The 17584-nt window shown below is 70.1% G+C and carries 15 protein-coding genes; 13 read left to right on the forward strand and 2 right to left on the reverse strand.

Going from position 1 to position 17584, the window contains the following annotated elements:
• Window positions 1-51: 51 nt before the first annotated feature.
• The 3 genes from ACJ9NR_RS39275 (at window position 52) to ACJ9NR_RS39285 (ending at window position 3812) form a co-directional block, all read left to right on the forward strand.
• On the forward strand, window positions 52-2034 hold the full coding sequence (locus ACJ9NR_RS39275) for an alpha-L-fucosidase (protein WP_412494417.1): 1983 nt from the start codon (window positions 52-54) through the stop codon (window positions 2032-2034).
• Window positions 2035-2082: 48 nt separating this feature from the next.
• Entirely contained in the window at window positions 2083-3420 is a 1338-nt protein-coding gene (locus ACJ9NR_RS39280) for a ricin-type beta-trefoil lectin domain protein (protein ID WP_412494416.1), read from the forward strand.
• Window positions 3421-3509: 89 nt separating this feature from the next.
• Window positions 3510-3812 (forward strand): substrate-binding domain-containing protein, encoded by a 303-nt coding sequence (locus tag ACJ9NR_RS39285; protein WP_412494578.1) that lies wholly within the window; start codon window positions 3510-3512, stop codon window positions 3810-3812.
• Here ACJ9NR_RS39285 and ACJ9NR_RS39290 read toward each other — a convergent pair whose 3' ends face one another.
• On the reverse strand, window positions 3813-4766 hold the full coding sequence (locus ACJ9NR_RS39290; RefSeq protein ID WP_412494415.1) for an expansin EXLX1 family cellulose-binding protein: 954 nt from the start codon (window positions 4764-4766) through the stop codon (window positions 3813-3815).
• A 216-nt stretch (window positions 4767-4982) separates the two neighbouring features.
• On the reverse strand, window positions 4983-7214 hold the full coding sequence (locus ACJ9NR_RS39295; protein ID WP_412494414.1) for an alpha-L-fucosidase: 2232 nt from the start codon (window positions 7212-7214) through the stop codon (window positions 4983-4985).
• 431 nt (window positions 7215-7645) lie between these two features.
• On the opposite strand from ACJ9NR_RS39295, the gene ACJ9NR_RS39300 reads away from it, so the two are divergent.
• From ACJ9NR_RS39300 to ACJ9NR_RS39345, 10 genes are all read left to right on the forward strand, one after another.
• On the forward strand, window positions 7646-8707 hold the full coding sequence (locus tag ACJ9NR_RS39300) for a sugar ABC transporter substrate-binding protein (RefSeq protein ID WP_412494413.1): 1062 nt from the start codon (window positions 7646-7648) through the stop codon (window positions 8705-8707).
• A 48-nt stretch (window positions 8708-8755) separates the two neighbouring features.
• A complete protein-coding gene (locus ACJ9NR_RS39305; protein WP_412494412.1) occupies window positions 8756-10318 on the forward strand; it encodes a sugar ABC transporter ATP-binding protein in 1563 nt (520 codons plus the stop codon).
• Between the two features lie 4 nt (window positions 10319-10322).
• Window positions 10323-11366 (forward strand): ABC transporter permease, encoded by a 1044-nt coding sequence (locus ACJ9NR_RS39310; RefSeq protein WP_412494577.1) that lies wholly within the window; start codon window positions 10323-10325, stop codon window positions 11364-11366.
• Window positions 11367-11458: 92 nt separating this feature from the next.
• Entirely contained in the window at window positions 11459-12793 is a 1335-nt protein-coding gene (locus tag ACJ9NR_RS39315) for an L-fuconate dehydratase (RefSeq protein WP_412494411.1), read from the forward strand.
• Window positions 12786-13685, forward strand: coding sequence for an amidohydrolase family protein (locus tag ACJ9NR_RS39320; RefSeq protein ID WP_412494410.1), 900 nt, complete (start codon window positions 12786-12788; stop codon window positions 13683-13685). The genes ACJ9NR_RS39315 and ACJ9NR_RS39320 overlap by 8 nt, the downstream gene beginning before the upstream one ends.
• Window positions 13676-14113 carry an RbsD/FucU family protein gene (locus ACJ9NR_RS39325; RefSeq protein ID WP_412494409.1) on the forward strand — a complete coding sequence of 146 codons (438 nt, stop codon included), beginning with the start codon at window positions 13676-13678 and terminating at the stop codon, window positions 14111-14113. The genes ACJ9NR_RS39320 and ACJ9NR_RS39325 overlap by 10 nt, the downstream gene beginning before the upstream one ends.
• On the forward strand, window positions 14110-15153 hold the full coding sequence (locus ACJ9NR_RS39330; RefSeq protein ID WP_412494408.1) for a zinc-dependent alcohol dehydrogenase: 1044 nt from the start codon (window positions 14110-14112) through the stop codon (window positions 15151-15153). The genes ACJ9NR_RS39325 and ACJ9NR_RS39330 overlap by 4 nt, the downstream gene beginning before the upstream one ends.
• Window positions 15150-15911 (forward strand): SDR family oxidoreductase, encoded by a 762-nt coding sequence (locus ACJ9NR_RS39335; RefSeq protein ID WP_412494407.1) that lies wholly within the window; start codon window positions 15150-15152, stop codon window positions 15909-15911. The genes ACJ9NR_RS39330 and ACJ9NR_RS39335 overlap by 4 nt, the downstream gene beginning before the upstream one ends.
• A complete protein-coding gene (locus ACJ9NR_RS39340; protein WP_412494406.1) occupies window positions 15908-16537 on the forward strand; it encodes a bifunctional 4-hydroxy-2-oxoglutarate aldolase/2-dehydro-3-deoxy-phosphogluconate aldolase in 630 nt (209 codons plus the stop codon). The genes ACJ9NR_RS39335 and ACJ9NR_RS39340 overlap by 4 nt, the downstream gene beginning before the upstream one ends.
• The gene (locus ACJ9NR_RS39345) at window positions 16534-17571 is read left to right on the forward strand and encodes a sugar kinase (protein ID WP_412494405.1); all 1038 of its coding nucleotides are present in this window, start codon (window positions 16534-16536) and stop codon (window positions 17569-17571) included. The genes ACJ9NR_RS39340 and ACJ9NR_RS39345 overlap by 4 nt, the downstream gene beginning before the upstream one ends.
• Window positions 17572-17584 lie beyond the last annotated feature (13 nt).

The following is a 17584-nucleotide window of genomic DNA, read 5'->3' on the forward strand; positions in this document are numbered from 1 at the left end:
GGTGCCGGCCGAGACCGCCCACCCCCTCAACCGATTCTGAGGAACCCCGACATGACTCCTTCCCCCCACCCGATCAGCCGGCGCCGCCTGCTCGCGGCGACCGGCGCCGCCACGGCCTTCGGCCTGCTGCGGTTCGCCCCCCAGGCCGCCGCGACCGACGGCCCCGCGAGCTACAGCGCCAGCTGGTCCTCCGTGGACCAGCACCCCCCGGCCCCGGCCTGGTTCCAGGACGCCAAGTTCGGCATCTACTACCACTGGGGAGTCTTCAGCGTCCCCGCGTTCGGCAACGAGTGGTATCCGCGCAACATGTACATCGGCGGCTCGAACGAGAACAAGCACCACATCGCCACCTACGGCGACCCCTCGGTATGGCCGTACCACAACTTCATCGACGGAGCCCGCGACAAGTCGGGCAACTTCGTGCAGTTCGCCCCCAAACTCCCGTCTCAGGGCGGTAATTGGGACCCGGGCGCCTGGGCGCGGCTGTTCAAGGCCGCGGGCGCCAGATTCGCCGGCCCGGTCGCCGAACACCACGACGGCTTCTCCATGTGGAACAGCCGCGCCAACCCGTGGAACTCCGTACGGCACGGCCCCGGACTGGACCTCGTCGCCCTGCACGCCCAGGCCATCCGCGGACAGGGCCTGAAGTTCATGGCCTCCCTCCACCACGCCTACCACTTCAACGGCTACTACGACCACGTACCGTCCCAGTCCGACCCCGCCCTGCGCGTCCTGTACGGACAGCAGGGCCCGGCGGCGGAGAACAAGCTCTGGTACGACAAGCTCGTCGAGGTCATCGACGGCTACCGGCCCGACCTGCTCTGGCAGGACTTCGACCTGAACCTGGTGCAGGAGTCCTACCGGCTGCAGTTCCTCGCGCACTACTACAACCAGGCCGTCGCCTGGAACAAGGACGTGGTCGCGACCTACAAGGACGGGCTCGACAACAAGGGCGAGGTCTTCGACTTCGAGCGCGGCGGCCCGGCAGGATTGCTCACCCCCTACTGGCTGACCGACGACAGCATCTCCTCCTCCAGCTGGTGCTACACGGTGGGCATCGGCTACTACTCGACGCAGGCCCTGCTGCACTCGCTGATCGACCGGGTCAGCAAGGGCGGCACCATGCTGCTGAACATCGCCCCGATGGCCGACGGCACGATTCCCTCCGGACAGCAGTCCATCCTGCTCGGCATGGGCGACTGGCTCGGGCGCTTCGGGGAGGCGGTCTACGGCACCCGCTCCTGGGCCAGCTACGGCGAGGGCCCCACCAAGATGGGCGGAGGCTCCTTCAGCGGACCGGTGGTCGGCAAACCGCAGGACGTCCGCTTCACCCGCAGCCAGGACAACAAGGTCCTGTACGCCACCGCGCTGGGGTGGCAGGGCGCGACCATGACCGTCACCACGCTGAACTCCAACCAGATCAACCTCAGCAGCCTGACCGGCGCACAGCTGCTGAACAACGCCGCCGGCACCTACGTCGACCTGCCCGCACCGACCCAGGACGCCTCCGGCCTGCACCTGACGATGCCGTCGTCGAACCCGCCGTTCAGTGCCCTGGCGTACACGGTCAAGCTCACCTTCTCCGGCGAGATCCCCGTCCTGGGCGCACCGGGCGGCTCCACGACCTGGGTGAAGATCGCCAACGTGACCAGCGGGCTGGTCCTCGACAGCGGGGGCGACGTCGCCTCCGGCTCGAACCTCAAGCAGTGGAACTACGACGGCAGCGCCAACCTGCAGTGGCAGCTGATCGACCTCGGCAACGGCTACCACCGCATCATGAACCGCACCAACGGCATGGCCGCCGACAGCTGGGGCGATGCCGCCAACGGCGCTCCCGCCCGGCAGGCGGCGTGGAACGGCGGCAACAACCAGCAGTGGTCGCTGAGCAGCCTCGGGAACAACCGCTACCAGATCGTCAACCGCGGCACCGGCACCGCGCTCGACGGCAGCGGCAGCACGACGGTCGGCTCGACCACGGTGATGTGGACGCCGAACTCCAGCACCAACAACGCATGGACCATCACCGGCGTGTGAACCGCCGGCACGACCGAAGCCCCTCCTCGACCACGGAAGAAGGAGCGCATGAAACGCAGACCACTCTTAACGTCCATCGCGGCTGCGATACTTCTCGTCCTGTCGGCAGCCGGCACCTCGTTCGGCACCGGCCTCGGCGCCGCCAGGCCGGCCACGGCCGCCACCGCGGGCACCGCCGGCTGCGGCAAGGCCCCGACGCTGACGAGCGGCACCCACACGATCCAGAGCGGCGGCCAGACCCGCAGTTACATCCTGCGCGTCCCCGCGGGCTACGACAGCAACCGCCCCTACCGGCTGATCTTCGGCTTCCACTGGCGTGGCGGCACCGCGGGCGACGTCGACTCCGGTGGCACCGACGGATACAACTGGTCCTACTACGGTCTGCGGCGCCTGGCGGACAGCGCGAACAACGGCACGATCTTCGTCGCCCCGCAGGGCATCGGCAACGGCTGGGCCAACTCCGGCGGCCAGGACGTGGCTTTCGTCGACGCCATGGTCAGCCGGATCGAATCAGGCCTGTGCGTCGACACCACCCAGCTGTTCTCCGCCGGCTTCAGCTACGGCGCTGCGATGTCCTATGCCCTCGCCTGCTCCCGGGCGAGCGTCTTCCGCGCCGTCGCGGTCTACTCCGGCGCCAACCTCAGCGGCTGCAACGGCGGCAACCAGCCCATCGCCTACATGGGACTGCACGGACTCAGGGACAACGTGCTGCCCATCTCCTTGGGACGGCAACTGCGCGACACCTTCGTGCGGGCGAACGGCTGCACCCCGCAGAACCCGCCCGAGCCGGCCTACGGCAGTCTGACGCACATCATCACCACCTACTCCGGCTGCAGGTCCGGATACCCCGTCGTGTGGGCCGCGTTCGACGGAGCGGGCCACGATCCCGGTCCGATAGACGGATCCACCGGTGACGGCTGGCGCACCTGGACGTCGGCGGCGGTGTGGCAGTTCTTCACACAGTTCGGTTCCGGCCAGTCGCCGCCTCCGCCACCCACCGGCGACCAGGAGATCATCGGCCAGCAGTCGGGGCGCTGCCTCGACATCAACAACTTCGCGACCGCCAACGGCACCCAGGCGCAACTGTGGGACTGCAACGGCGGCGCCAACCAGCGGTGGACCTACTCCAGCGGGAAGCAACTGGTCGTCTACGGCAACAAGTGTCTGGGCGTCGGCCAGTCCGCCGGCAGTGGCACCCCGGCGGCGATCTGGGACTGCAGCGGCCAGGCGGACCAGCAGTGGAACATCAGTTCCGACGGCACGATCACAGCGGCGCAGTCGGGTCTGTGCCTGGATGCCAACGGTCAGGGAACCGGCAACGGGACGAAGGTCCAGCTGTGGACCTGCACGGGCGGCGCGAATCAGCACTGGCGCCTGCAGAGCTGACGGGCGGGGCCAGGCACGGTGACCACGCCGGACCTGGCCCATCCTGACGGCCTGCGGCCGGCTCGTCCGCCTCGGCCTTCGGCCACAACATCCTCGCTGCCGTCCGGCGCCACCGTCTTCGGCTACCGCGGGACCTGTTGGTGGCGTGCATCAGCGAGGATCCGGACCACGCGACGACCAGTCCGCCCGTCACCGCACTCAGCCTCCGCCCGGACCGGATGGGCGACGAAGCCGTCGGTCTGCTGATCGCCGTCGTCAACGCCCGCGGCCGTGTGGACCGGCGTCGGCTGGTGCGGCCGGTGCTGACGCCCCGCCGGTCCACACGGCGTGCCGCTGCGGATCCACGACGAAGACAACGGCCGGCGCGGCCGGCCGACCTGGAAGCGAGGTGATCAGTGCCGGGCGAACTGCACCTGGGTGTGCTGCACGACGTTCGGCCGAACCGCGATTCCGCTGACGGTCAGCCGTTGCCCGTAGATGTCCGTGATTCTGATCGAGCTGCCGCACCCACTGCCGTTGGCGGAGAGGAAGTAGTTGTAGTCGGTGCGGGGCAGCTGCCGCCAGCCGCCGGAGGTGCTCACCTCCAGCCGCGTCACCGGGTTGCGGTGGCCGATGACCTGGATGCCGCACCAATAGAGGCTGGACCCCGTCTTGTACCTGATGGAGATCGTGCCGGCCGTGCTGGGACTGACCAGGCTCCACGTGATCGGGATTCGGCCCACCTTGAGGTCGGCGAGTTTGGCGAAAGCCTGCCGGCTGAGGTCGAGTTGTCCGGGAGCGCAGGGCAGGGGGCACTCATTGGTGATCCGCACGGTGACGGACTTGCCGTTGGCCGCGCGGACGAGAACGTAGGCGCCGCACGCCCTGGACGTCTCGTAGTCGGTGGTGTTCATCGCAGCGATCATGAGGGTGTCGCTGGGGCCGAACAGGCAGGCACCGTTTCCGTCGCCGGCCTCGTAGGCGGTGGCGACTCCCGTGTAGGTGGTCCTGGGCTGAATCCGCCCCGCCGACGACGCCGTGGCGGCCGATGTTCGCGCAGGCCGTGGGGTGGCCTTGGCCCTCTGCCGTGCCGCGGTCGCGGTCGCGGAGGGCGCCGGTGTCGGCGAGCCGCTCGACGGAGAGGCCGCAGACGCGCTCGGTGTACCGGTCTCGTCTGCGGTGGTGGTGCTCACCTGACGGGTGGTGACGGGCGTGGCGGCAGCAGGTGCCGCATCCGGTGTGCGGTCGGGGAGCATCCCTATGACCAGGGAGGCGAGAACGCCCGCGGCGCTCACTCCCAACGTGGCGCCCAGCACGAGCCTGCGTCTCTGCCTGCGTTGACGCGCGGCCTGCCTCGCTGTGTTCATTCGCTGTCCGTTCGGAAGATCGAGCTGACGGTGCACTGCTCAGTGGCCGCACGGGGCGAAAAGGTTGCCGCCCGATTTCCCGGTTCGCCCTCGGGGCCGGCTCCGCGAAACGGGCCGCGTCCGGCGACGGCGACGCCCACCGGGTCCTGTCACCGGCGCGCCGCCCAGCGAGCGGCGGCGTGGGAGACACGCGCCGCCGCTCGCTCGGCCCGGCGATCACACGGCCGTGAAGGTCCACAGCAGGTTGGAGCTGCTGCCGTAGGTCCACTGCTTGGCCACGGAGCCCGAGGCGACGTCGCCACCGCCGTCGAGGACCAGACCGGTGGTGCGGTTGGCGACCGAGTACTGGTCGCCGCCCCGGTCGGTGATCCTCCACTGCTGGTTGGTGCTCCCGTTCCACGGAGCCTGTCTGGCGGGCGAGCCGTCGGCGGTGCTGCCCCAGCCGTCGGCGACCATGCCGTTGGTGCGGTTGACCAGCCGGTAGTAGCCGCCGTCGAGCGCTTCCGCCCTCCACTGCAGGTTGGCGTTGCCGTTCCAGGTCCACTGCTTGAGGCCGGATCCGGAGGCCACGTCGCCGCCGCTGTCCAGGGCGAGGCCGTCGGTGACGTTGGTGATCCGGAGGTAGGCGGCCGGGGCGAACTGGACCCTCAGCGAGGTGATCTGGTCGTTGTTGCCGGTGACTCGCAGGTCCGGGTTCTCGTTGGTGAAGGTCCAGGACGTGCCGGAGAAGTTGTCGCCGGAATAGCCGACCACCTGGTAGCCGGGGGCAGGCCGGAGCGAGGAGAGGGTGCCTACGCCGAGGCCGGCCGCGGTCAGGTCGGCCGCGGTGTAGTCGCCGATGCTGAAAACACCCGCGTTGCCGGCGTAGTCGACGTCGGCGAAGGCCACCGCGCCGGCGATCGGCCGCAGCCCCGGGATGGTGCCGGAGAAGGTGAGCTTCAGGACATAGGCGTTGGCGCTGTAGGGCGCCGAGGAGGGCAGGGTGACCGTGAGGCCGGCGGCGCTCTGGGCCGGTGCGGGCAGATCGATGTAGCTGCCGGCGGTGGTGCCGAGGAGCTTGACCGAGGTCAGTGGGGAGAGGTTGATCCGGTCCGAGGCGAGGGTCTTGATCGTCAGCGAGCTTCCCGGCCAGCCCAGGACGGTGGCGTACAGGACGGTGCCCGCCTTGTTGCGGGTGAAGCGGATGTCCTGGGCGGTGCCCGCGTGCGGTGTGGTGAAGGCGCCGCCGCCCATCTTCGTCGGGCCTTCGCCGTACGCCGTCCAGGCCCGGGTCGCGTAGACGGACTCCCCGAAGCGTCTCAGGTGGTCTCCGATGCCCAGCAGGATGTCCTTCTGGGCTTGGGGGATGGTGCCGTCCGCCATCGGCGCGATGTTCAGGAGCATGGTGCCGTTCTTGCTGACCCGGTCGATGAACGAGTGGAGCATCTGCTGGGTGGTGTAGTAGCCGATGCCCTGGGTGTAGCACCAGCTGCTGCTGGAGATGCTGTCGTCGGTCAGCCAGTAAGGGCTGGTGAGCCCGGCCGGACCACCGCGCTCGTAGTCGAAGACCTCGCCCCTGTTGTTCAGGCCGTCCTTGTAGGTGGCGACGACCTCACGGCCCCAGCTGTTGGCCTGGTTGTAGTAGTACGACAGGAAGTTGAGGCGCTGCGTCTCGTCGACGGCGTCCAGCTTGAAGTCCTGCCAGAGGATGTCGGGCTGGGCGCGGTCGACGACCTCCTTGAGCTTGTCGAACCAGCGCTGGTTCTCCTCGGCCGAACCCGTCTGCCCGTAGAGCTTCTTGAGGCTCGGGTCCGTCTGTGCGGGGACGAACTCGTAGAAGCCGTTGAAGTGGTACGCGTGGTGCATGGCCACCAGCAGTCTGAGACCCTTGGCGCGGATGGCCGTGGAGAACAGTCGCAGGAGGTCGAGGCCGGGGCCCTTGTTCACCGAGTTCCACTCGTTGACCTGGCTGTCCCACATCGAGAAGCCGTCGTGGTGCTCGGCCACCGGGCCGGCGAACCTGGCACCGGCGTCGACGAAGAGCTGTACCCACTCGTCGGGGTCGAACTTCCCGCCGGCCGACTTCAGCTTCGGCGCGAACCGCACGAAGTCGCCCGCCAGGTCACGGGCTCCGTCGATGAAGTTGTGGTACGGCCATGCCGAGGGCCGGCCGTAGGTCGCGATGTGGTGCTGGTTGGCGTTGCTGCCCGACTGGTACATGTTGCGCGGGTACCACTCGTTGTCGTAGGCGGGGACGCTGAAGACGCCCCAGTGGAAGTAGATCCCGAACTTCGCGTCCTGGAACCACTCCGGGGCCGCCGGGTGCTGGTCGACCGAGTTCCAGTCGGGTGTGTACGTGCCGGGCGCCGCCTGGGCGGTACCGGCACCGAACACGCCTCCGGCGACGGCGGTGGCGGCCACACAGGTGGCGCCGGCCAGGAAGTGGCGTCTGTTGACCGAGCTCGACATGGAGACATCCCTGGTACAGGAGGGGGGCAGGGGGTGCGGGGCGCCGCTTGTTACGCAAGAAGGTCCGGCATCTCTCCCTGGAATGTCAATCCGTTCGCAGGGATGAAAGACGCTTTCCTGTATGCCGTTTCGCGCAAATTGAGGTAATTTCGCGCCGTTTACCCTCCGTAAAACATGGCATGTTTACCGGCACCGCGCGATGGTTCAGGGTTGCCCATCGGCCTTTGATTGATGGGATGGATCTCCACCGAGTGCCACCCTCTTTGTCGCCTCGGCGAGGTTTGAGCTGGGAGTTCGGAGCGATCTGGGCGCGGGGGTGGACAACCTGATGCGAGTGCCCCTATAAACATCCCATCTCTAACGTCCGGCGATACACACATGTCGTCGCGGCGAAACATCTCCCGCTTCGGGACCGGCGCGAGGAAGCACCGATGAGAGTCAGAACCGCCCTGTGTTCAGCCGTCTCCGCCTTGTCCGCACTGGCGCTGCTCAGTGCCTGCGGAAACGGTTCCACTTCGGCGTCGTCGGGCGGCAAGCCGCTGGTCGGTGTCGACTACCCGCGCTCCGACACCGACTTCTGGAACTCGTACATCAAGTACACGCCCCAGTACGGCAAGCAGCTCGGCATGAAGCTGAAGACCACCAACTCCCAGAACGACGTCGCCAAGCTCACGGCAAACGCGCAGACGTTCATCAGCCAGGGCGTCAAGGGCATCGCCATGGCCCCGCAGGACACCGCGGCCATCGCGCCGACCCTCGCGCAGCTGAAGGCCAAGAAGATCCCGGTCGTCACCGTCGACACCCGCCCCGACACCGGCGACGTCTTCATGGTCGTGCGCGCCGACAACCGCGCCTACGGGGAGAAGGCATGCCGGTACCTCGGCACCAAGCTCGGCGGCAAGGGCAAGGTCGTGATGCTGGAGGGCGGCCTGGACTCGATCAACGGACGTGACCGCACGGAGGCGTTCAACGACTGCATGAAGAAGAACTACCCGGGCATCAAGGTGCTCGGCGAGGCCACCAACTGGGACGGCGCGGTCGCGGCGCAGAAACTGCAGACGGACCTGACCGCCAACCCGGACATCAAGGGCGTCTACATGGAGTCCAGCTTCGCCCTGTCCGGCACGCTCCAGGTCCTCAAGCAGAAGCGCCTGCTGGTGGGTCCGAAGGACAAGAAGCACGTCTTCGTCGTGTCCAACGACGGCATTCCCGAGGAACTCAAGGACATCGCCGCAGGCCACATCGACGCCACCGTCTCCCAGCCCGCCGACCTCTACGCCAAGTACGCCCTGTACTACCTCAAGGCCGCCATCGACGGGAAGACGTTCAAGCCCGGCAAGACGGACCACCACAGCACCATCATCCAGGTCCGCGCCGGCGTCCTCGAGGACCAGCTCTCCGCCCCGCTCGTCACCGCCGACGGCGCCGCGTACGGCGGTGTGCCCAGCGTCAGGAGCGACGACAAGTCGCTGTGGGGCAACAACCTCGGCTGATTCCCCCGATACCGCACGGCAACGGCTCACGAGAACAAGGCGGTCGAGATGAACGACGGGGAGCGAGCAGTGACCCCCGTGCCCGCCCCGGCGGACGGCGGGCGGGTCCCCGAGAACCCGCCGGTCGTCGAGGCGACGGGCATAGTCAAACGATTCGGTCCGACGGTGGCACTCGACGGCGCCCGGATCACCATCAGGCCCGGCGAGACCCACGCCCTCGTCGGCCGCAACGGTGCCGGGAAGTCGACGCTGGTTTCGGTACTCACCGGTCTGCAGGCCCCCGACGAGGGAGTGGTGACATTCGGCGGTGAGCCCTCCCCGCGGCTCAGCGACCGCGACGCCTGGCGGCAACGCGTGGCCTGTGTCTACCAGAAGTCGACGATCATCCCCACACTCACCGTCGCCGAGAACCTCTTCCTGAACCGGCACGACCGCGGAGCCGGGCGCCTCATCAGCTGGCAGGCCACCCGTCGCCGCGCGAAGGACCTCCTGTCGACCTGGTCGGTGGACGTCGATCCGCAGGCCCCGGCGGGCGATCTGAGCGTCGAGCAGCGGCAGTTCGTGGAGATCGCCCGCGCCCTGTCCTTCGGGGCGCGGTTCATCATCCTCGACGAGCCGACCGCCCAACTCGACGGGGCGGCCATCAACCGTCTCTTCGGCCGCATCCGCGACCTGCAACGCCAGGGCGTGACCTTCCTGTTCATCAGCCACCACCTCCAGGAGGTCTACGAGATCTGCGACATGGTCACCGTGTTCCGGGACGCCCGGCACATCGTTACCGCGCCGGTCGCCGAGCTGCCGCGTGCCGAACTCGTCGCCGCCATGACGGGCGAGGCGGCCACCGACGCGGGCGCGGAGCGGTCGAGCACCCTGGACTCCGCCGCCACGGCCGCACTGAGGGTCCGCGACCTGAGCGGCGCGTCGTACGGCGACGTCACCTTCCAGGTGGGCGCGGGCGAGATCGTCGGCCTCGCGGGCGCCGCCGGCAGCGGACGCACCGAGGTCGCCGAGACCGTCGTGGGGCTGCGGGCCGCGGCGGCCGGCCTGGTGGAGATCGCCGGGAACCACCCCCGGCCGGGCAGCGTGCCGGCGGCGCTGGCCGCCGGCGCCGGGTTCGTGCCGCAGGACCGGCACCACCAGGGTCTCGTCCCCGACATGTCGATCGCTGACAACGCCACGCTGTCCGTGCCGCAGCGGCTGAGGGCCCGTGGGTTCCTGAGCCACGGGCGGCGCGACCGGCTCGCCCAGAGCATGATCGAGAAACTGGCCATCAAGACTCCCGGTCCCGAACTGCCCGTCTCCGCCCTGTCCGGAGGCAACCAGCAGAAGGTGGTCATGGCCCGTGCCCTCGCCGACGACCCCGGGCTGCTGGTGCTGATCAACCCCACCGCGGGCGTCGACGTGCGCTCCAAGGAGTTCCTCCTCGGCAAGGTCGAGGAGACCGCGCGCACCGGCACCGGAGTGCTCATCGCCTCCGACGAACTCGACGACCTGCGCATGTGCGACCGGGTCCTGGTGATGTTCCAGGGCCGTGTGACCTCGGAGATCGCCCGCGGCTGGCACGACCACGCCCTCGTGGCCGCGATGGAAGGAGTGGACCTGCATGCCTGAAGTGATGCCTGAAACCGTCCTCGCGGACACAGCCGCGGCCAAGGGCCCGGAGCCCGGGGCGAAGCGGCCGGCGCTGCTCGGCGGCCGGATCCCCCTGGCCCGGCTGCGCGATCTCGCGCTCGTCCCGGCCATCGTGGTCATCGCGATCGTCGGACAGATCGTCAACCCGGTCTTCCTGCAGACCGACAACCTCATCAACGTGCTGCAGACCATGTCCGAGATGGCCCTGCTGGTCCTCGCCCAGACGATGATCCTCATCGTCAAGAAGATGGACCTGTCGCTGGAGTCCACCATGGGCCTGGCGCCCGGCGTCGCGGCGTGGCTGGTGGTACCGGCCGGCGCGGGCCACGGACTCGGGCTGCTCCCCGGCGCGTGGGCCATCCCCGTCACCCTCGCCGTGGGTGCGCTCGTCGGCGTGATCAACGCCCTGCTGATCATCCGCTTCGGCCTCAACGGCTTCATCGTCACCCTCGGCATGCTGATCGTGCTGCGCGGTGTCCTCACCGGTATCTCCGGCGGACAGACCTTCTTCCAGCTGCCGCCGTCGATGCTCTACCTCGGCACCGCCGAATGGTTCGGGATGCCCGCGTCCATCTGGCTCTGCCTGGCCCTGTTCGCCGTCGCGATCGTGGTGCTCGGCTGGACGGGTTTCGGGCGCTCGCTGTACGCCATCGGCGGCAACGTCGACGCCGCGAAGGCGGCGGGCATCCGCACCGACCGGGTGCTGTGGATCGTCATCGTCACCGGCAGCCTGCTCGCCGCCCTGGCCGGACTGCTGCTGTCCGGACGACTGGCATCCGTCGCCTCGGCGCAGGGCAACGGTTACATCTTCACCGTCTTCGCAGCGGCCGTCATCGGCGGGATCAGCCTCAACGGAGGCAAGGGCACCGTGTTCGGTGCCTTCAGCGGCATCCTCCTGCTGTTCATGATCCAGAACGTGCTCACTCTGGGTGGCGTCCCCGCCCAGTGGATCGGCGCACTCAACGGACTGATCATCCTCGTCGCACTGACCATCTCGCGTATCACGGGCGGCAAGGTCCAGGACTGAACCAGGCGCCGTCGCGGCCGCCCGACGTTCTCGGCCGCCCACATCTCGTCGCAAGGGGCCCACCACCCCTGCACCACACAGGAGTTGCCGCCATGTCATCCGCCCCGTCCGCTTCCCCGGCTTCGGCCCGCATCACCGCCCTGGACGTGCTGGACGTGCGTTTCCCGACGTCCGAGCACCTGGACGGGTCGGACGCGATGAACCCCGAGCCCGACTACTCCGCCGCCTACGTCGTGCTGCGCACCGACGCGGGCGACGGACTGGAGGGCCACGCCCTGGCCTTCACCACCGGCCGCGGCAACGACGTGCAGGCCGCCGCCATCGCCGCCCTCGCCCCGCATGTGGTGGGCCTCCCGGTCGAACAGGTCTGTGGTGACCTCGGAGCGTTCTCCCGCTCCCTGGTCCACGACCCCCAACTGCGCTGGCTTGGACCGGAGAAGGGCGCCATCCACATGGCCACCGGGGCGGTCGTCAACGCCGCCTGGGACCTGGCCGCCAAGCGCGCGGGCCGGCCCGTGTGGCGCTTCCTCGGCGAGATGTCACCCGAGAACCTGGTCGGCCAGGTCGACTTCCGGTGGCTGAGCGACGCCCTGACACCCGAGGAGGCCCTGCAGATCCTCAAGCGCGCCGAGCCCGGTCGCCAGGAGCGCATCGCCCGGCTGCTGGAGCGCGGCTATCCCGCCTACACCACCACCCCCGGCTGGCTCGGCTACTCCGACGAGAAGCTGGCCCGCCTGGCCCGCGAGGCCGTCGCCGACGGCTTCACCCAGATCAAGCTGAAGGTCGGCGCCTCGCTGGAGGACGACGTACGGCGCATGCGCACCGCCCGGGAGGCCGTCGGCGACAACATCCGCATCGCGGTGGACGCCAACCAGAGATGGGACGTCCAGCCCGCCATCGACTGGATGCGGGCCCTGGCCCCCTACCAGCCGTACTGGATCGAGGAACCCACCTCGCCCGACGACATCCTCGGCCACGCCGCCGTCCGCAGGGCCGTCAGCCCCATCAAGGTCGCCACCGGCGAACACATCGCCAACCGGGTCGTCTTCAAGCAGCTCCTCCAGGCCGGCGCCGTCGACATCGTGCAGATCGACTCCGCCCGCGTCGGCGGCGTGGGCGAGAACATCGCGATCCTGCTGCTGGCGGCGAAGTTCGGCGTGCCGGTGTGCCCGCACGCCGGGGGCGTGGGCCTGTGCGAGATGGTGCAGCACCTGTCGATGTTCGACTACGTCGCCGTCTCGGGCACCACCGAGGACCGGGTCATCGAGTACGTCGACCACCTGCACGAGCACTTCGTCGACCCGGTGCGGATCGTCGACGGCCGCTACCAGGCGCCGGCCCTGCCGGGGCTGAGCGCGCAGATGCACCCCGAGTCCCTCAAGGAGTACGTCTACCCGGACGGCCCCGTCTGGACCGCTCGTGGCTGACGTGCCGGCCCTCGTCGACGCCCACCACCACGTGTGGGACCTGGACGTCCGGCCACAGCCCTGGCTGGACGAACCCGGGAACGAACCGATCCGCCGTACCTTCGGCCCGCACGACCTGAGGAAGGCCGCGACCCGGCCGATCGCCGGACGGCGCCTGACGAGCACGGTGGTCGTCCAGTGCATCGCGTCCGTGCCCGAGACGCGCGACCTGCTCACCCTGGCCGACCGCGATCCGCTGATCGCCGCCGTCGTCGGCTGGGTGGACCTCACGTCCCCCGCCGTCGGCGACGTACTCGACGAACTCCGGTCCGGGACCGGGGGCGGCCGCCTGCGCGCCGTACGGCACCTGGTGCAGGCCGAGGAGGATCCGCACTGGCTCCAACGGCCGGACGTCGAGGAGGGTCTGCGGGCGGTGGGGGAGCGCGGGCTCGGCTACGACGTACTGGTCCGCGACCACCAGCTCCCGCAGGCGGCCCGGCTGGCCGAACGGCTGCCCGAACTGCCGCTCGTCCTGGACCACGCCGGCAAACCGCCGATCGCGCGGCGGGAACTCACCGCATGGGCACGGCGGTTGCGGACCCTGGCCAGACATCCCCAGGTCCACTGCAAGGTGTCGGGTCTCGTCACCGAGGCCGACCACGACACGTGGACCATCGACGACATCCGCCCCGTGTGGGACGTCCTGCTGACCGCCTTCGGGGCCCAGCGGCTGATGTTCGGCTCCGACTGGCCGGTCTGTGTGCCGGCCGGCGGATGGAACCGCTGGGCCGCCACCGTCGAGGAGCTGCTGGACGACTGCTCCCGCAGCGAGAAGCAGGCCGTGCTCCGCGGTACGGCGAGCGCCTTCTACCGGCTGTCCGACGAGAAGGGGAGAACACCCTCGTGCTCCTGACCGAACTACTTCATCCCGGCATCCTCGAAGCCCTCGCCGGAGCCGGCCACGGCGCCCGCGTGCTGCTCGCCGACGGTCACTACCCCGCGAGCACCGCCACCGGCGAGCGCGCCCGCACCGTGCACCTCAACCTGGCCCCCGGCCTGCTCGACGTCACCACCGTCCTCGACGTCCTGCTGCGCGCCCTGCCCGTCGAGTCGGCGCACGTGATGGTGCCGCCCGAGGGGCGGCCGGAGCCGCCGGCCATCGCCGAGTACCGCTCGATGCTGGCGCCCGTCCCCGTCGAGACGCTGGGCCGCTTCGAGTTCTACGACGCCGCCCGCTCACCCGACCTGGCCCTGGCGATCGTCACCGCCGACATCCGCACCTACGCCAACCTGCTGCTCACCATCGGCGTCCGCGCTGAAGGGACCCTGAGAACACGATGACAATCGCAGTCCGCTATCTCTCCGCCCGTACCCTGGACACCGCGCCCGCCGAGGGTGCGTCCCCCGGCCCCGGCCAGGTGGAGATCGCCCCCGCCTACGTCGGTATCTGCGGTACCGACCTGCACATCTTCCACGGCGACATGGATGCCCGGGTCGCCGTGCCCGCCGTCCTCGGGCACGAGATGTCCGGCCGAATCGTGCGGGTGGGTGCCGGCGTGGAGGGCTGGGCACCCGGTGACGCGGTCACGGTGATGCCGCTGCGCTGGGACGACAGTTGCCCGGCCTGCCTCGCCGGGCACCAACACATCTGCCAGCACCTCGACTTCATCGGCATCGACTCCCCGGGCGCGATGCAGCAGCGCTGGACCGTGCCCGCCGCGACACTCGTCCGGCTGCCCGGATCCCTTCCCCTGGACCACGCTGCCCTCGTGGAGCCCACCGCGGTCGCGGTGCACGACGTCGGCCGGGCCGGGGTACGCGGCGGCGAGAAGGCCGTCGTGGTCGGCGGCGGCCCCGTCGGCGTCCTCATCGCCCTGGTCGCCCGGGCCGCGGGCGCGGACGTCCGAGTGGTGGAGCTGAGCACCCACCGGCGGCGTCTCGCCGAGGAGTTGGGGCTGGCTGCCTGGGATCCGGACGCCGACGACCTGCCGGAGCTGGTCCGGCAGTGGGCCGGCGACGCGGGAGCGGACGTCGCCTTCGAGGTGTCCGGCGCGCAAGGCGGAGTCGACACCGCCGTCGAGGTGCTCGGCGTGCGCGGCCGTCTCTGCCTGGTCGCCATCCACCCCCGCCCCCGCGAGGTCGACCTGCACCGCTTCTTCTGGCGCGAACTCACCCTCGTGGGTGCCCGGTTGTACGACCGCTGCGACTTCGAGAAGGCGGCGACCCTGGTGGCCGACGGCACCGTCCCGGCCGAGCGGCTGATCAGCAAGGTCGTGCCGCTCACCGAGGCGCCCGCGGCCTTCGAGGCCTTGGAGGGCGGCGGCGACGTGATGAAGATCCTCGTGGACTGCACCGACGGCGCTGAGGGAGTCGACGCATGACCGCCTTCGACCTCACCGGCAGGCTCGCCGTCGTCACCGGAGCCCGGCGCGGTATCGGCCGTGCCATGGCCCGCGCGCTCGCCGGGGCCGGCGCGGACGTCATCGGCGTCAGCGCCTTTCTGGAGGAGACCGGCAGCGCGGTGGAGAAGGACGTCACCGCCGCCGGCCGCGCCTTCGAGGCGATCCGCACCGACTTCGCGGATCCCGAGGCCGTACGAGGGCTGGGCGCGGACCTGGCCGGTCGCGAGCGCCCGGTGGACATCCTGGTCAACAACGCGGGCACGATCCGTCGCGCCCCGGCCGCCGAACACGAGGACGCCGACTGGGAGTTGGTCCTGCAGGTCAACCTGACCGCGCAGTTCGCCCTGACCCGCGCGGTGGGCGCGGCGATGGTGGCCCGCGGCCAGGGGAAGGTCATCTTCACCGCGTCGCTGCTCAGTTTCCAGGGCGGCATCACCGTCCCCGGCTACACCGCGGCGAAGCACGGCGTCGCCGGGCTGACCAAGGCGCTGGCCAACGAGTGGGCTCCGCGCGGGGTGAACGTCAACGCCATCGCGCCCGGCTACATCGCCACCGACAACACCCAGGCCCTGCAGGACGACCCCGTCCGCAGCCAGGCGATCCTGGAGCGCATCCCGGCCGGCCGCTGGGGCAGCGCGGACGACCTGGCGGGCGCCACGGTCTTCCTGGCCTCCGATGCCGCCGCCTACATTCACGGCACCGTGCTGCCCGTCGACGGCGGATGGCTCGGCCGATGACCACCGACCTGACCACCGTCCTGGCCGGAGCCCGCCTTCTGCCGGTACTGACCGTGCCGTCCACCGCGACCGCCGGCCCACTGGCCGACGCGCTCGCGGCGGGCGGCGCCCGCTGCGCCGAGGTCACCTTCCGCACCCCGGACGCCGAGCGGGTGCTGAAAACGATGGCGGCCCACGGCGGCCTGGCCGTCGGTGCGGGCACGGTCCTCACGCCCGAGCAGGCGGAACGTGCGGTGGCAGCCGGAGCCCGCTTCGTCGTTTCTCCGGGCTATGACGAGGAAGTCATCGCCAAGTGCCGGGAGCTGAGGGTGCCCGTGGTGCCCGGTATCGCCACCGCCACCGAGCTGATGTGGGCCCTGAAGGCGGGCCTCGACACCGTCAAGCTCTTCCCCGCCGAGCCGCTCGGCGGCCCGCGTGCGCTCCGCGCGCTCGCAGCGCCGTTCCCGGGAGTGCGCTTCATACCGACCGGCGGGATCGACGCCTCCCGTCTGACCGCCTACCTGGCCGATCGGGCGGTCCTCGCGGTGGGCGGCAGCTGGATGGCCACCGCCGCCCACCTGGAGCGGGGGGACTACCAGGAGATCCGCCGACTGACGGCGGACGCCGTGGACAGGAGCAGGACGTGATCGACGTGGTGGCCCTCGGCGAGGTGATGCTGCGTTTCGACCCGGGCGAGGGACGCATCCGCACCGCCCGCACCTTCCAGGTGTGGGAGGGCGGCGGCGAGTACAACGTCGTCCGCGGGCTGCGGCGCTGCTTCGGGTGGCGGACGGCCGTCGTGACCGCTCTCGCTGACAACGCGGTGGGCCGACTCGTCGAGGACCTGATCCTCCAGGGCGGCGTCGACGTCTCGCTGATCCGCTGGACACCGGACGACGGCATCGGCCGCAGCGCCCGCAACGGACTCAACTTCGTCGAACGCGGTTACGGCATCCGCGGCGCGCTGGGTGTCAGCGACCGCGCCCACACTGCCGTGTCCCGACTCCGCAAGGGTGACGTCGACTGGGACGCGGTGTTCTCGGCCGGCGTGCGCTGGTTCCATGCCGGCGGTGTCTTCGCGGGTCTGTCCGACACCACCGTCGATGTCGCCGACGAGGCGATGGCGGCCGCCCGCCGCCACGGTGTCACCGTCTCCTACGACCCTAATTTCCGCCCCAGCCTCTGGGCCGGCCGGGGCGGCGCCGACGCCGCCCGCGAGGCCGACCTGCGGCTCGCGCGGCACGCCGACGTCGTCGTGGGCGCTCTGGGCCTGGCCGGGACGCACCCGGGACAGACGCGCATCGGGGACGACGAGGTGGCCGACGCCCTCGCCGAGTCGGCCGGCCTGCTGCCCGATGCGAGAGTACTGGCGACGACCCTGCGCGGCGTACCGTCGGCCGGCGTCAACGACTGGTCCTCGGCCGCCTGGTCCGCCGAAACCGGCTTCATCAACGGCCCCCGGATGCCTGGTCTGCAGGTTCTGGACCGCATCGGCTCCGGCGACGCCTTCGCCGCCGGCCTGATCCACGGACTGCTGGACGACGCCGGCCTGGAGCGCGCCCTGGCCTACGGCACCGCCCACGGTGCCCTGGTCATGACGACGCCCGGAGACGTCTCCATGGCTTCCCTCGCCGAGGTCGAAGCACTCATCGACGGCGGGTCGGCCCACGTCAGACGCTGACCGACGTCCCCCA

It is taken from the genome of Streptomyces sediminimaris (genome assembly GCF_047049295.1).
GTDB lineage: Bacteria > Actinomycetota > Actinomycetes > Streptomycetales > Streptomycetaceae > Streptomyces > Streptomyces sediminimaris.